General features: G+C 63.5%; 13 protein-coding genes. 9 read left to right on the top strand and 4 right to left on the bottom strand.

Annotation, left to right across the window (positions count from 1 at the left end; genetic code table 11):
- Window positions 1-26: 26 nt before the first annotated feature.
- Both F2P46_RS29805 and F2P46_RS29800 read left to right on the top strand, forming a co-directional pair.
- A complete protein-coding gene (locus F2P46_RS29805; RefSeq protein WP_166897152.1) occupies window positions 27-1,934 on the top strand; it encodes an FAD/NAD(P)-binding domain-containing protein in 1,908 nt (635 codons plus the stop codon).
- 174 nt (window positions 1,935-2,108) lie between these two features.
- Window positions 2,109-3,017, top strand: coding sequence for a hypothetical protein (locus F2P46_RS29800; protein WP_166897149.1), 909 nt, complete (start codon window positions 2,109-2,111; stop codon window positions 3,015-3,017).
- Window positions 3,018-3,189: 172 nt separating this feature from the next.
- Here F2P46_RS29800 and hemB read toward each other — a convergent pair whose 3' ends face one another.
- Together hemB and yihA are read right to left on the bottom strand one after the other, a co-directional pair.
- Window positions 3,190-4,200: a porphobilinogen synthase gene (hemB, locus tag F2P46_RS29795; RefSeq protein ID WP_166897146.1), complete on the bottom strand. Its 1,011-nt coding sequence runs from the start codon at window positions 4,198-4,200 to the stop codon at window positions 3,190-3,192.
- Between the two features lie 33 nt (window positions 4,201-4,233).
- Window positions 4,234-4,956 carry a ribosome biogenesis GTP-binding protein YihA/YsxC gene (gene yihA / locus F2P46_RS29790; RefSeq protein ID WP_229476843.1) on the bottom strand — a complete coding sequence of 241 codons (723 nt, stop codon included), beginning with the start codon at window positions 4,954-4,956 and terminating at the stop codon, window positions 4,234-4,236.
- 199 nt (window positions 4,957-5,155) lie between these two features.
- Between yihA and F2P46_RS29785 the strand changes: the two genes are divergently transcribed.
- The 6 genes from F2P46_RS29785 to F2P46_RS29760 all read left to right on the top strand — a co-directional run bounded on the left by F2P46_RS29785 (window position 5,156) and on the right by F2P46_RS29760 (window position 12,247).
- Complete coding sequence (locus F2P46_RS29785; protein WP_166897143.1) at window positions 5,156-5,833, top strand: cytochrome c; 678 nt, start codon at window positions 5,156-5,158, stop codon at window positions 5,831-5,833.
- 309 nt (window positions 5,834-6,142) lie between these two features.
- Entirely contained in the window at window positions 6,143-8,245 is a 2,103-nt protein-coding gene (locus tag F2P46_RS29780) for a cytochrome c biogenesis protein ResB (protein WP_166897140.1), read from the top strand.
- A gap of 39 nt (window positions 8,246-8,284) precedes the next feature.
- Window positions 8,285-9,454 carry a c-type cytochrome biogenesis protein CcsB gene (ccsB, locus tag F2P46_RS29775; protein WP_166897137.1) on the top strand — a complete coding sequence of 390 codons (1,170 nt, stop codon included), beginning with the start codon at window positions 8,285-8,287 and terminating at the stop codon, window positions 9,452-9,454.
- Between the two features lie 77 nt (window positions 9,455-9,531).
- Window positions 9,532-10,503 carry a protein-methionine-sulfoxide reductase catalytic subunit MsrP gene (gene msrP / locus F2P46_RS29770; protein WP_166897134.1) on the top strand — a complete coding sequence of 324 codons (972 nt, stop codon included), beginning with the start codon at window positions 9,532-9,534 and terminating at the stop codon, window positions 10,501-10,503.
- A 4-nt stretch (window positions 10,504-10,507) separates the two neighbouring features.
- Entirely contained in the window at window positions 10,508-11,125 is a 618-nt protein-coding gene (locus F2P46_RS29765) for a protein-methionine-sulfoxide reductase heme-binding subunit MsrQ (RefSeq protein WP_166897131.1), read from the top strand.
- A 42-nt stretch (window positions 11,126-11,167) separates the two neighbouring features.
- A complete protein-coding gene (locus F2P46_RS29760) occupies window positions 11,168-12,247 on the top strand; it encodes an Rpn family recombination-promoting nuclease/putative transposase (protein WP_166897128.1) in 1,080 nt (359 codons plus the stop codon).
- On the opposite strand, the gene lysA is transcribed toward F2P46_RS29760, so the two are convergent.
- Both lysA and F2P46_RS29750 read right to left on the bottom strand, forming a co-directional pair.
- A complete protein-coding gene (lysA, locus tag F2P46_RS29755; RefSeq protein ID WP_166897126.1) occupies window positions 12,240-13,517 on the bottom strand; it encodes a diaminopimelate decarboxylase in 1,278 nt (425 codons plus the stop codon). The genes F2P46_RS29760 and lysA overlap by 8 nt on opposite strands.
- Window positions 13,518-13,534: 17 nt before the next feature.
- Window positions 13,535-13,708, bottom strand: a complete 174-nt coding sequence (locus tag F2P46_RS29750) for a lipoprotein (protein WP_208296826.1) — start codon at window positions 13,706-13,708, stop codon at window positions 13,535-13,537.
- Window positions 13,709-13,749: 41 nt separating this feature from the next.
- On the opposite strand from F2P46_RS29750, the gene cyaY reads away from it, so the two are divergent.
- Window positions 13,750-14,079, top strand: coding sequence for an iron donor protein CyaY (gene cyaY / locus F2P46_RS29745; RefSeq protein ID WP_166897120.1), 330 nt, complete (start codon window positions 13,750-13,752; stop codon window positions 14,077-14,079).
- Window positions 14,080-14,251: the final 172 nt, after the last annotated feature.

Genomic DNA, 14,251 nt, shown 5'->3' with positions numbered 1-14,251 from the left:
TGCATCTTCATTGACAGGCGGTCACCATGAAACCTTACAGCGTCACCCTCATCGGCATGGGCCCGCGCGGCCTGTCCCTGCTAGAGCGCATCGCCGCATTCGCGCGCGCCCACAACACGCCCCTGCAAGTGAACCTGATCGACCCGGCCGAGTGCGGCCCGGGCGTGCATGCGCCAGGCCAGCCGCAGCACCTCCTGATCAATACCGTGGCCAGCCAGGTCACGATTTTCCCCTTCCGCGAGGCGGTCGAGCTGGCGCCCGTGTGCGCCACGCCCTCGCTCACCGAATGGGCCCACGCCGAGGGCTACCGCCGCTTCGGCGGCCAGTTCGTGCAGGTCGCGCCCGGGGAAGAGGGCGGCGTCGCGATCACCCCGCTCGACTATCTGCCGCGCTATTTGCTGGGCCGCTACCTGGTCTGGGCCTACGACGCGATCCGCGCGGCGCTGCCGCCCACGGTGGCGCTGACGCACTTGCGGCAGCGCGCCATCGACATGTTCCAGATGCCCGACGGCAGCTTCATGGTGGAGCTCGACAGCGGTTTTTCGGTCAGCAGCGATTTCGTCTTCATGACGACCGGCCACAGCCGCAATAACCTGACCGATGAAGACGCCTGGTGCCACAAGTTTGCCCAGGACCACGCGCGCTACAACGGCAAGCTGGCCTTCATCCGCCATGTGTATCCGCTCGACAAGCTGGTCGGCATCGCCAGCGACGCCCGGGTCGCCATCGAAGGGCTGGGCCTGACCGCGCACGATGTGGTCTCGCAACTGACGGTGGGCCGGGGCGGGCGCTTCGAGCCGTCCGGCAGCGGCCTGCGCTACATCGCCTCGGGACGCGAGCCGGCGCTGCTGCTGTTTTCGCGCAAATGCCTGCCGGCGGCGGCGCGCGGCGTCAACCAGAAAGGCTTGAACGGACGCCACCAGACCCGCTTTTTCACGCGCGACGCGCTGCGCGTCCTGCGCCAGCAAGCCCAGCGCGAGCGCGGCAGCCCCCAGCTCGACTTCGACCGCGAACTGCTGCCGCTGCTGATCCGCGAAATGGGTTACGCCTGGCGCTGCGCGCTGGCCGAGGCGAGGAGCGCGCCCGCGCCCGATCCGCTGCACTACGCGCTCGGCGCCGAGGAGCGCGCCGCCATCGACGCCATGCTGTTTCCCCTGCAGGGGCGCAAGTTCGCCACGGCCGACGACTTTGCCACCTTTTTCACCTGCATGATCGCCGACGACCTGTCGGAAGCGCGCCGGGGCAACCTGGGCAGCCCGATCAAGGCCGCCACCGACGTGCTGCGCGACGCCCGTGCCGTGCTGCAGGACGTGATCGAGCATGGCGGCCTGACCGCCGCGTCGCACCGCAAGTTTCTCAGCGTCTACAATCCGGCCATCAACCGGGTCACCTTCGGCCCGCCAGGCCAGCGCAACGAACAGTGGCTGGCGCTGCTCGAAGCCGGCGTGCTGAGCGTGGCCGCCGGTCCCAACGCGGCCGTGCGCATCGATGAAGACCGTTCCCAGTTCGCCCTGCACACGCGCTTCGCCTCGGGGGCGACGGTCCAGCATGTGGACGCGCTGGTGGTGGCCCGGCTGGATGTGTTCTCGCCCGAAACCGACGAAAGCCCCTTGATCCGCAACCTGCTCAAGCGCGGCACCATCCGCCCTTATTACAATGGCACCTTCCATCCGGGCGGGGTGGACATCGACCAGGCCAACCATCCGCTCGACAGCGCGGCGCGCCCGGTGGGCAACCTGTGGGCGCTCGGCTACCTGGTGGAGGGGCCGCATTACTACACGCACGCCTTGCCGCGCCCGCAACTGCACTCGCGCCAGGTGCTCGACGCCGAGCGCTGCGTGCGCGAACTGTTCGCGCAAATGGCCGAGCGCGACAGTGCGCGGCGCCAGGTGCGTCCGCGCGTGTTTGCCGGCGCCGAGCGGGTGACGAGCTGAGGCTTGGGACGGTCATATTGTTGCAGCGTTGATACATATAGTAACAACCATCAAGACACTCATCTTGTAAGCTGCACAGGGTGAGCTTGCCAATGCGCAAAAACCACAAAACGGTTAGACTTCGGCTCCTGAGCCGCATTTTGCTGGCGCCGTCCCTGGAAAGCTGTTTACATTTTGCGCGACCATTCCCACCATTCGACCGAGAACAGCGGCTACTGCGAGCATTGCGGTCAGCCCTTGCCCGGTTACGCGGTGCCCAGTTATGAGGTCAAGCGCTTCAATTCGGTCGGCGTGGCTGTCACGGTGGCCTTGCACGTGCTGTTGGTGCTGTTGTGGGTCTTGAAGCCGCAGGAAGAGAAAAAAGCGCCGCCCCCAAATTCGGGCGGGGAAATCACCTACGTCACGCCGCTACCCGAGAACAAGCCCAAGCCGCAGCCGAAGGAACAGCCGAAAACCACGCCCAAGCCGACCACCCAGGCGCGGCCCAAGCCGCCGACCGTGGCCAGGGTCCAGCGTTTGCCCGACACCATCACTGTGCCGAATGAAAAGCCGGTCAAGCAAGCCGACGTTCCCGAGCCGCCCAAGCCGGTGCGCCCGACCGCGGTGGCGCCCGAGACCGACATGGCGGCCGCGATCGAAGCGCGGCGCCGCGCGCGCGGCCAGACCGAGAGCGAGCAGCCGGCCGAGGAAAGCGCGGCCGAGCGCGGCATGCGCATTGCCAAGGCGAATATCGCGGCGGCCAACGGGCGCAGCCAGGGCGACGACCGCAACGATACCGGCGGCGTGTTCGAGGTCAAGAAGAATGCGATGACGGCCACGGTCAAGTTCCGCGGCTGGAATCCGAGCTTCAAGCGGCGCTGGCTGCAGGAAGTCACGGTCGAGCTGGGTAATGAGAGGGATATCGAGACGGCCGTGATCAAGAAGATGATCGAGATTATCCGCAAGGAAAAGACCGGCGACTTCGAATGGGATTCGCACCGCTTGCAGCGCGTGGTGAAGATGAGCGCGCGGGTGGAGGATACGGCGGAACTGGCTGATTTCTTGCAGAAGGAAATGTTTCCGGAGAACCGGCGCGGGCGCTGACTGCCAGCTCCCAAACCGTCGTTCCCGCGCAGGAGGCTGTCTCAAAACGCTAAAATCACCGCTAGGCGGTAGACTCTCATCCGTCATTCCCGCGCAGGCGGGAACCCAAGTTGGTTCCGAAGCTAACGATTAAGCACCTAACTTAGGTTCCCGCCTGCGCGGGAACGACAGTTCATGCGTGCGCCTTGAGCAGCCGCGCAATATCGAGTGCAAAATACGTCAGCACGCCATCGGCGCCGGCGCGCTTGAACGCCATCATCGCTTCCATCATCACCTTGTCATGATCGAGCCAGCCGTTCTGCGCGGCCGCCATGATCATCGCGTACTCGCCGCTGACCTGGTAGGCGAAGGTCGGCACCTTGAACTCGTCCTTGACGCGGCGCACGATGTCCAGGTAAGGCATGCCCGGCTTGACCATGACCATGTCGGCCCCTTCGGCGATATCGAGCGCCACTTCGCGCAGCGCTTCGTTGCCGTTGGCCGGGTCCATCTGATAAGTGAACTTGTCGCTTTTGCCCAGTGACGCCGCCGAGCTGACCGCCTCGCGGAACGGTCCATAGAACGCCGACGCGTACTTGGCCGAATACGCCATGATGCGGGTGTGGATGTAACCCTGTGCTTCGAACACGGCGCGCAAGGCGCCGATGCGCCCGTCCATCATGTCCGACGGCGCCACCACGTCCACGCCGGCTTGCGCGTGGCACAGGGCCTGGCGGATCAGCATGGCGGTGGTTTCGTCGTTGAGCACGTAGCCGTTCTCGTCGATCAGGCCATCCTGGCCGTGGCTGGTGTACGGGTCGAGCGCGATGTCGGTCAGCACGCCCAGTTCCGGGAAGCGCTCTTTCAGTGCGCGCACGGCGCGCGGAATCAGGCCGTCCGGGTTGGTCGCTTCGACCCCGTCCGCGGTTTTCAGCGCCACATCGATCGATGGAAACAGGGCCAGCACCGGAATGCCGAGCTGGACGCACTCCTGGGCCACGTCCAGCAGCAGGTCGACCGACAGGCGCTCGATGCCCGGCATGGCCGAGATCGGCTGGCGCTGGTTGACGCCGTCGACGATGAAGACCGGATAAATCAGGTCGGAAGAGGTGATCGTGTTTTCGCGCACCATGGCGCGCGAAAACGGGTTGCGCCGCATGCGGCGCATGCGCGTGGCGGGGAACTGCACTGGCAGAGTAGACATCGTTTTTTTCCGAGTGAACAAAAAATCAGGGAATCAGGCCTCGTCGTCGCTGTCGACCGGGTCGACCAGCGGCGTGTCCGGATCGGCCTCGATCGGCGTCAGGCCGAGCAGGTCGATGATCTTGTCGTTGGCTTCCTCGATGCCGACGCGCTTGAGCGCCGAAAACAGTTGCACCGTGAACGGGAAGCCTTCGCCATCTTCATCGACATAGCTTTCGAGCATCATGCGCGCCTGGCGCAGGGCGTTGGTCGATTCGTTGCGGTTGAGCTTGTCGGCCTTGGTCAGGATGCAGTGGATCGGTTTGCCGGTCGGGGCGAACCATTCGAGCATCTGCACGTCCAGTTCGGTGAACGGACGGCGCGAATCCATGATCAGCACCAGCGCGGCCAGCTGTTCGCGGCGCTGGACGTAGTCGCCCAGCAGCTTTTGCCAGTGCAGCTTGGCCGAGCCGGACACTTCGGCGTAGCCGTAGCCGGGCAAGTCGACCAGCAGCGCTTCGATTTCCTCGACGATGGTGGCATCCTTGCGGTGTTGCCCGACGTGCGCGCCACCGATCGAAAAATAATTGATGTGCTGGGTGCGACCCGGCGTTTTGGACGCGAACGCGAGGCCTTTCTGATTTGTCAGAATGTTAATGGCGGTCGACTTTCCCGCGTTGGAACGGCCGGCGAAGGCGATTTCCGGGGCCTGCGTATCGGGCAGGTCACGCAGTTGGTTGACGGTCGTAAAGAAGCGGGCTTGCCAGAGTTTGGACATGGGATGGGCAGAAAATGCAACAAGAGGGGCGATAACGCGAGAAAGCTATTGTACAATAAGGGGTTACGAATTGTTGTCACGCAAAAGCCATGGCGAGCACACAAGATCGTTTGCACTACATTAGAACCGAATTTCCGGGGCAGGTCTGGACCGGAAATTTTCAACAAAACCAATTTTCGACTTGTCTCAGGGTGTTTGAATGAATCGTGCGTTTTTACCGGCCGCCGGAGCGGCGTTTGTGAAATCCTTGCTGCTGGCTACGTTTGCCGTGTCGGGCCTCGTGTCCGCCGCCGAGCATGCACCCGCCCCAGTCAAGGCCGACGCCGCTAAAGGCGCTACCCTGTACGACAGCGGCGACGCCGCGCGCGGCTTGCCCGCCTGCGCTTCCTGCCATGGCGCGGCCGGCAATTCGACCATCGCCGCCAATCCGAAGCTGGCCGCCCAGTTCGAGGCCTACACCCACAAGCAACTGATCGATTTCACCACGCCCAACCGGGTCAATCCGGTGATGACGAGCTTCGCCAAGATGCTCTCGGACGATGAAAAGAAAAACATCGCCGCCTATCTGTCGACGCAAACCCAGAAAGCGGGCGCGGCCAAGAACAAGGATACCGTCCTGCTCGGCAAGAACATCTATCGCGGCGGCATTGCCGCCACCGGCGTGGCCGCCTGCGCCAGCTGCCACGGCGCCAACGGCAACGGCATGCCGGCGCAATTTCCGCGCCTGTCCGGCCAGCACCAGGATTACACCGTCAGCCAGCTGCAAGCTTTCAAGAGCGGCGCGCGCAAGAACAGCGTGCAGATGACGACCCTGGCCAAGCGCATGTCGGACGACGAAATGAAAGCGGTCGCGGACTACATCGCCGGCTTGAAATAAGCACGACAAAACGCGTGCCGCACGGTGCGCGTTTTGCCAGGGAAGGTCGAAGGGGCGGCGGCGCGCAAGCGGGCTGCCCTTTTTGTTGGTATCCTCGCGGGTTGAGCCTATTCCAGTAGGCGGGGGGAAGCACATGGCGATGCCTGCCATGCGCGGGCAAGGCGCGAGGAGGCCGCATGGCTAGCCATGCAACGACGAGGGTATTTCGTAGGAATACCGAAGCCGCCCCCGTTTGGCAGGCGCGCCAGGTGCGACTCCTGCCTACTGGAATAGGCTCTAAGTCGTGCCTGCACATAGGGATTTGTAGAAATGAGCACCACCGGAATTGTCATAAATACGCGCCGTCCCGTCCTGGCCGAGGCGGTCGAGCTGGTCTCGTCGATGCGCTTTGCCATCAGCATGCTGACCATCATCGCGATTGCCTCGATGATCGGCACGGTGCTCACGCAAAACCAGCCGATGCCCAACTATGTCAACCAGTTCGGTCCGTTCTGGTTCGATGTCTTCAACAAGCTCGGCCTGTACGCGGTGTATTCGGCCTGGTGGTTCCTGCTCATCCTGGTGTTCCTGATCCTCTCGACCTCCCTGTGCATCGTGCGCAACGCGCCGAAAATGATCAAGGACATGCGCAGCTGGCGCGACAATGTGCGCGAAAGCTCGCTGCGCAATTTCCACCACAAGGCCGAATGGACGGCGCCGCTGTCGCGGCCCGAGCTGGCACGCCAGAGCGCCGCCCGCCTGGTCGACGCCGGCTACGCGGCCAAGATCGTGGAAAAAGACAATGGCACCCTGGTGGCGGCCAGGAAGGGCGCGGCCAACAAGTTCGGCTATATCTTCGCGCACAGCTCGATCATCATCATCCTGATCGGCGGCATGCTCGATTCGGATATCCCGATCCAGTTCCAGGAGTGGTTCCTGGGCAAGACGCCATTCGTGGGCGGCGGCCTGATTTCCGAGATTCCCGAAAAGCACCGTCTCAGCCTGGGCAATCCGACCTACCGCGGCAATACCCTCATTCCCGAAGGCCAGTCGAGCGATATCGCGATCATCCCGCGTCCGGACGGCTCGCTGCTGCAGCCGCTGCCGTTCACGATCCAGTTAAAGCGCTTCAATATCGATTTCTACTCGACCGGCATGCCCAAGCTGTTCGCCAGCGAAGTCGTGATCCGCGACCATGAAACCGGCAAGAGCTTCCCGGCCACGATCAAGGTCAACGAACCGCTGATCTACAAGGGCGTGGCGGTGTACCAGTCGAGCTTCGAAGATGGCGGCAGCAAGCTCAAACTGGTCGGCTACCCGATGAGCGGCACCGACCAGGCGTCGTTTACGATGGAAGGCGAAGTGAACTCGTCGACCCCGCTCAAGCGCGGCGCCGACGAGTACACGGTCGAATGGAGCACCTTCCGCCCGTTCAACGTCGAAAACACCGGCGGCAAGGACGATGCGCGCGCCGTCACCAAGGGCCAGAGCCTGAACGATCAGTTCGCCGCCAAGCTCGACAAGCATTCCGGCTCGGCCGGCAAGAACGCCGGCAACAAGGACTTGAAAAACGTCGGCCCGAGCGTGCAGTACAAGCTGCGCGACAAGACCGGCCAGGCGCGCGAATACCAGAATTACATGCAGCCGGTGACCATCGACGGGGTCCAGGTGTTCCTGGCCGGCGTGCGCGCCTCGCCCAACGAGCCGTTCAGCTTCCTGCGCATTCCCTCGGACGAGGCGCATACGGTCAAGGAATGGATGCGCCTGCGTGCCGCCCTGGCCGACCCGGCCCTGCGCGAACTGGCGGCCGAACGCTACGCGCGGCGCGCCATGCCGTCCACCAGCAACAGCCCGGCCGCCGCCCTGGCGCGCCAGTTGCAGGAATCGTCCTCGAAAAGCCTGGCCATTTTCGCCGGCGACGGCAAGCAGGGCGGTTACGCGGCGGTTTCGCGCTTCCTTGAAAAGATCCCCGCCGCCGAGCAGGAAAAGGCTGCCAATATCTTCATGAAGATCCTCAACGGCACCCTGTGGGAGCTGTGGCAGGCCGCGCGCGAAAAACAGGGCTTGCCACCGGTGGCCGGCGACGAGACCCAGGCGCGCTTCCTGCAACTGGCCACCAACGCCCTGTCCGACAGTTTCTTCTACGGCGCCCCGGTCTACCTGCAGCTCGACGAGTTTGTCGAAGTCAAGGCCTCGGTGCTGCAGGTGACGCGCTCGCCGGGCAAGGCCGTGGTCTACCTCGGCTGCGTGTTCCTGGTGCTGGGCGTGTTCGCCATGTTCTACATCCGCGAACGGCGCCTGTGGGTCTGGGTGCGCGACGGCGAGGCAGGCGGCCCCGCGCACGCCTTGATGGCGATGAGCACGCAACGAAAAACGCTTGATTTCGAGCATGAATTTAACGATCTGAAAGCCAAGCTGCCGCAGTTGGCGTAAGCTGGGCCGACACGCGTATCAGCAGCACTGGAGAACATGATGCAAGCCACACAACCACCGCAAGGCGCACCAGCGCAGACTTACCAGCAAGCGCCAGGCTATTTCAAGCGGCTCGATCCGCTCGACTGGCTGTTCGCCGCCGTCCTGCTGGGCGCGGCGCTGTTCGCGCTCAACCGCTACGGCGCTTTCATGGATATTTACGAAAAGGTGATCCTGGTGCTGGCCGCGCCCACCTTCGCCGCGCTCGGCTGGCACTGGAAGCCGGTGCGCTGGCTGATGCCGCTGGTGGCCTTGCTCTCGTTCTGGGCCATCGCGATGTACGACCATGATCTGGCCATGGCGAACAAGAAATTCTTCCTGAAATACATGCTGTCGAGCCAATCCGCGATTTTGTGGATGAGCGCCCTGTTCATTTTTTCGACCGCGTTTTACTGGGTCGGACTGGCCAGCCGCGCCAATTTCGGCTTCTCGGTCGGCTCCAAGCTGTGCTGGGCCGCCGTGGTGCTGGGCTGGACCGGCATGATGGTGCGCTGGTACGAGTCGTACCTGATCGGCCCCGACGTCGGCCACATTCCGGTCTCGAACCTGTATGAAGTGTTCGTCCTGTTCTCGATGATCACCGCCATGTTCTATCTGTATTACGAGAAACACTATGCCACCCGCCAGCTGGGCGCCTTCGTGCTGCCGGTGATCGCCGCCGCGGTCACTTTCCTGATGTGGTACGCGGACTCGCGCGACGCCGCCGACATCCAGCCGCTGGTGCCGGCCCTGCAGAGCTGGTGGATGAAAATCCACGTGCCGGCCAACTTCATCGGCTACGGCACCTTTGCGCTGGCGGCCATGGTCGGTTCGGCCTACCTGATCAAGTCGGCCGGCTACCTGCAAGACCGCCTGCCGTCGCTGGAAGTGCTCGACGACGTCATGTACAAGTCGATCTCGGTCGGTTTTGCCTTCTTCACCGTGGCCACCATCCTGGGCGCCCTGTGGGCGGCCGAAGCCTGGGGCGGCTACTGGTCCTGGGATCCGAAGGAAACCTGGGCCCTGATCGTCTGGCTCAACTACGCGGCCTGGCTGCACATGCGCCTGATGACCGGCCTGCGCGGCCGCGTGGCGGCCTGGTGGGCGCTGATCGGCCTCCTGGTGACCACCTTTGCGTTTTTGGGCGTGAACATGTTCCTGTCGGGCCTCCATTCTTATGGCAAACTTTAATGACGAAACTGTCATCAACGGACAGCGGCAAGTTGGTGTAAGGTAGCTCCACCCTATCTGAATTGCCGGAGCCGCCCATGCTGATCAAACGTCGTCCCAACGGGCTTGACCTGCCCTTGTCATCCGAAATCACGCCGCAGGCGGTGTACGAATCGCGTCGCCGCTTCATTGCCCAGATGGCGGTCGGCGCGGTCGCCGGCGGCGCGCTGTGGGAAATGGCCAACCGCGAAGTCTTCGCGGCCGCGCCGCAAAAGCTGGCCAGCAAGCCCAATCCAGCCTACGCCGCGCTCGACAAGCAGACCCCGTTCAAGGATGCCTCGACCTACAACAACTTCTACGAATTCGGCCTCGACAAGTCCGACCCGGCCCAGAACGCCCATACGCTTAAAACGCGTCCGTGGACGGTGACGATCGAAGGCGAAGTCAAGAAGCCGATGACGCTCGATATCGATGCGCTGCTCAAGCTGGCGCCCCTCGAAGAGCGCGTCTACCGGCTGCGCTGCGTGGAAGGCTGGTCGATGGTGATTCCGTGGATCGGCTATTCCTTGTCCGAGCTGATCAAGAAGGTCGAGCCGACCGGCAACGCCAAGTACCTCGAGTTCGTCACCCTGGCCGACAAGGCGCAGATGCCGGGCGTTTCCAGCCGCGTGCTGAACTGGCCGTATGTGGAGGGCTTGCGCATCGACGAAGCCAATCATCCGCTGACCTTGCTGACCTTGGGCATGTACGGCCAGGCCCTGCCGAACCAGAATGGCGCGCCGGTGCGCTTGGTGGTGCCCTGGAAATACGGTTTCAAGTCGGCCAAGTCGATCGTCAAGATCCGCTTCGTCAAGGACCAGCCGCGCACGGCGTGGAATGTGTCGGCGCCGTCCGAGTACGGCTTTTACTCGAACGTCAATCCCGAGGTCGATCACCCGCGCTGGTCGCAGGCCAGCGAGCGCCGCATTGGCGAAGACGGCTTCTTCCAGAAAAAGCGCAAGACCTTGATGTTCAACGGCTACGACGTGGGCTCGCTGTACAGCGGACTCGACCTCAAAAAGAACTTCTGAGCCGATGGCGTTCAATCCCGCTCCGAAGCAACTGTCGGCGATCAAGGCCGCCCTGTTCGCGCTGGCGCTGGTGCCGCTGGCGCGCATGGTGTACCTGACCGTCAGCGGGCAACTGGTCGAGCCGCTCGAATTCATCACGCGCGGCACCGGCGACTGGGTGCTGTATTTGCTGTGCATCACCCTGGCGCTGACGCCCCTGCGGCGCGTGACGGGCTGGAACTGGCTGGTCAAGCTGCGCCGCATGGCGGGCCTGTTCACCTTTTTCTACGGCTGCCTGCATTTCCTGACGTTTTTGTGGTTCGACCATTTTTTCGATGTGGCGGAGATGTTCCGGGATGTCCTCAAGCGGCCCTTCATCACCGTCGGCTTTATTGCCTTCGTGCTCCTCATTCCGCTGGCCGTGACCAGCACCAACGGCATGATCAAGCGCCTCGGCGGCAAGCGCTGGCAGTGGCTGCACCGGCTCATCTATGTGATCGCGCCGCTGGCGATCCTGCATTTCTGGTGGATGAAGGCCGGCAAGAATAACTTCACCGAACCGCTCATTACCGGCGCCATCGTCGTGTTACTGCTGGGTCTGCGGGTGTGGTGGAGCCGCCAGAAGGCTGCCGCGCGCGTTTGAGGCAGCGCAAAGGCGGGGCAGGGGCACTGGCTAGAATGCCCCATGACTACCCAATCCCACGACCTCGGCTACCGCGCCCTGTTTGCCCACCCGGAAATGGTGCGCGAACTGATCACCGGCTTTACGCCGTTCAAGCTGCTTGACGGGGTGGCCCTGTCGGCCTTCAAGCGCATCAACACGGACTACGTCAGCGAGCGGCCGTCGGCACGCCAGGGTGACCTTGTCTGGCGCGTGCAGCTCGGCGACGAATTTCTGTACGTCTACATTCTGCTCGAATGCCAGTCCGGCGTGGACCGCTGGATGGCGCTGCGCATGCAGACCTACGTCGGCCTGCTGTGCCAGGATCTGGTCAAGCGCCACGAACTGTCGCCGGGATTGCGCTTGCCGCCGCTGTTGCCGCTGGTGCTGTACAACGGCGGACCGCGCTGGAATGCCAGCATCGATCTGGCGGAGTTGCTGATGGAAGCCCCCGCCGGGCTGGCCGCGCTGCAGCCATCGCAGCGTTACGTGCTGATCGACCAGCAGCGCCTGGACCCGGCGGCGCTGGAGGCGAACGACGACCTGCTGGCGCTGCTGTTCCGGATCGAACTTTCGCACATCCCCGATGTCTTACATACGCATTTGCGCGCGCTGCTGGCCTGGTTCAGGGACACGCCCCAGACCAGTCTGCGCACTTCGGTATGGGCGTGGTGGAAGACGCTGGCGGCGCGCAGGAATGACAATCAGGCATTGTTTGACATCGCTAGCTTGGAGGACGCTGACATGGACGCGACAATGATCAACTGGGCCGAGGAGTTGCGGGAGATCGGCCGTCAGGAGGGGCTCGCCCTGGCCGGGATATCCAAAGAAGAAATGAGGGCGGAAGGCAGGGCGGAAGGCAGGGCGCAGGGCAGGGCGCAGGGCAGGGCGGAAGGCAGGGCGCAGGGCAGGGCGGAAGGACAAGTCATGGCCCTGCGGGCGACGCTCGAGAAGGTATTGCGCATCCGCTTCGGCGCGGTCGCGGAGCAGGCCGTGCAACGCCTGGGCCGGGCCACGCAAGAAGAACTGGAAACCTGGATCGAGCGCAGCGTCACTGCGCCCAGTCTGGCGGGCTTGTTCGGCGACGACGCCCGGCTTACTTGAGCATCGATTCGAGCGCGAACAGCTCGGCCGGCTCTTCGCGCCGGCGCACCAGGTGCACCGTGTCGCCATCGACCATGACTTCGGCGGCGCGGCCGCGCGTGTTGTAATTCGACGACATCGTAAACCCATAGGCGCCGGCCTGCATGATCGCCAGCAGGTCGCCCTGTTCCACGCTCAGGTCGCGCTCGCGCGCCAGCCAGTCGCCCGACTCGCACACCGGCCCGACCACATCGTAGCTGAGCGCCGGCGTCGTGCCGGCCCGGACCTGCTGCACATCCATCCAGGCCTGGTACAGGGCCGGGCGCATCAGGTCATTCATGGCGGCGTCGACAATGCAGAAATTCTTTTCGGCGCCAGGCTTGAGGAACTCCACGCGGGTCAGCAGCACCCCGGTGTCGCCCACGATGGCGCGGCCCGGCTCGAAAATCACCTTGATCGGCGTGCCGCCATGGCTGGCCGCGCGCCAGGCGTCGATGCGCGCGAACACGCGGCCCAGGTAATCGGCCACCGGCACCGGCGCGGCCTCGCCGGCGGCACCGTAGTTGATGCCGATGCCGCCGCCCATGTCGAGGTGCTTGAGCACGATGCCTTCGGCGCCCAGCGCGTCGACCAGTTCGATCAGCTTGTCGAGCGCTTCGAGCAGCGGCGCGTCGTCCAGCAGTTGCGAGCCGATGTGGCAATCGATGCCGACCGGGGTCAGGTGCGGCAGGGCGGCCGCGCTGCGGTAGGTGGCCAGCGCATCATCAAACGCGACGCCGAACTTGTTCGCTTTCAGGCCGGTGGCGATGTACGGATGGGTCTTGGCGTCGACATTGGGGTTCACGCGCAGCGACACGCGCGCCTGTTTGCCCATGGCGCCGGCCACCTCGTTCAAACGGTGCAGTTCGGAAATCGACTCGACGTTAAAGCACAGGATGTCGTGCGACAGCGCCAGGCGCATTTCGTCGACGCTCTTGCCGACCCCGGAAAAAATCACCTTGGCCGGATCGCCGCCGGCGGCGATCACGCGCAGCAGTTCGCCGCCCGAAACGATGTCGAAACCGGCGCCGCGGCGCGCCAGCAGGTCGAGAATGGCCAGGTTCGAATTGGCTTTCATCGCATAGCAAACCAGTGCGTCGCGCCCGGCGCAGGCGTCGGCGAAGGCATCGAAGTTTTCCAGCAATGCCGCTTTCGAATACACATAGGTCGGCGTGCCGAACTCCTCGGCGATGCGGGACAGGGGGGTGCTTTCGGCGTGCAGGACGCCGTCCAGATGAAAGAAATGCGACATGGTCTGAGGGAAAAGGGTTATTCAGCAGCCGGGGTGGCTGGCGGAGGTGGCAGCGGCGGAAGTGGAACGACCGGTGTGGCGGGCTTGGCCGGTGGCTTGGGCAGGTACAGCGGGCCGGCCTGGCCGCAGCCTGCCAGCAAGCCAAAGACCACGGCGGCGATGCCGATATTGAGCGCGGATGAAGACTTCACGATTAGAATCACGGTTTGATTGGCAGACCTTGGAGTGTAGCATGAGCGAAAAAGAATTTTTGGACCTGGCCGAAACGACCTTGAACACGATCGAAGAGGCGATGGACCGGCTGAACGACGAGGATGTCATCGATGTCGAGTGCAAGCGCAGCGGCAATGTGCTGGAGATCGAATTCATCGACAACGGCAGCAAGATCATCGTCAACAGCCAGGCCCCGATGCAGGAACTGTGGGTAGCGGCCAAGTCGGGCGGCTTCCACTACAAGCGGGAGGGCGGCGCCTGGATCAACACGCGCGACGGCAGCGAACTGTTCGCCGCGCTCTCCGATCTGGCCAGCGCCCAGGGCGGCGCCAGCGTCACGCTGGTGTAAAACCGGACAACCGGGGTCAGACCCCGGTGTTGCCGGTTGGGGTCTGACCCTGACCCTTCCCCTCAAATTTTGCTTGTAAACGAATTAGGATGGTGTTAACTTTCAATCCCAAAAACGGTGCATGCATGGCTGTGTTACCCCTTTACTTCGTAGCGACCAAACTGCGAAGAGA

It is taken from the genome of Massilia sp. CCM 8734, from assembly GCF_011682155.1.
Taxonomy (GTDB): domain Bacteria; phylum Pseudomonadota; class Gammaproteobacteria; order Burkholderiales; family Burkholderiaceae_D; genus Telluria_A; species Telluria_A rubra.
The sequence above is the reverse complement of the archived record's forward strand: the minus strand, read 5'-3'. Positions and strand labels throughout refer to the sequence as shown.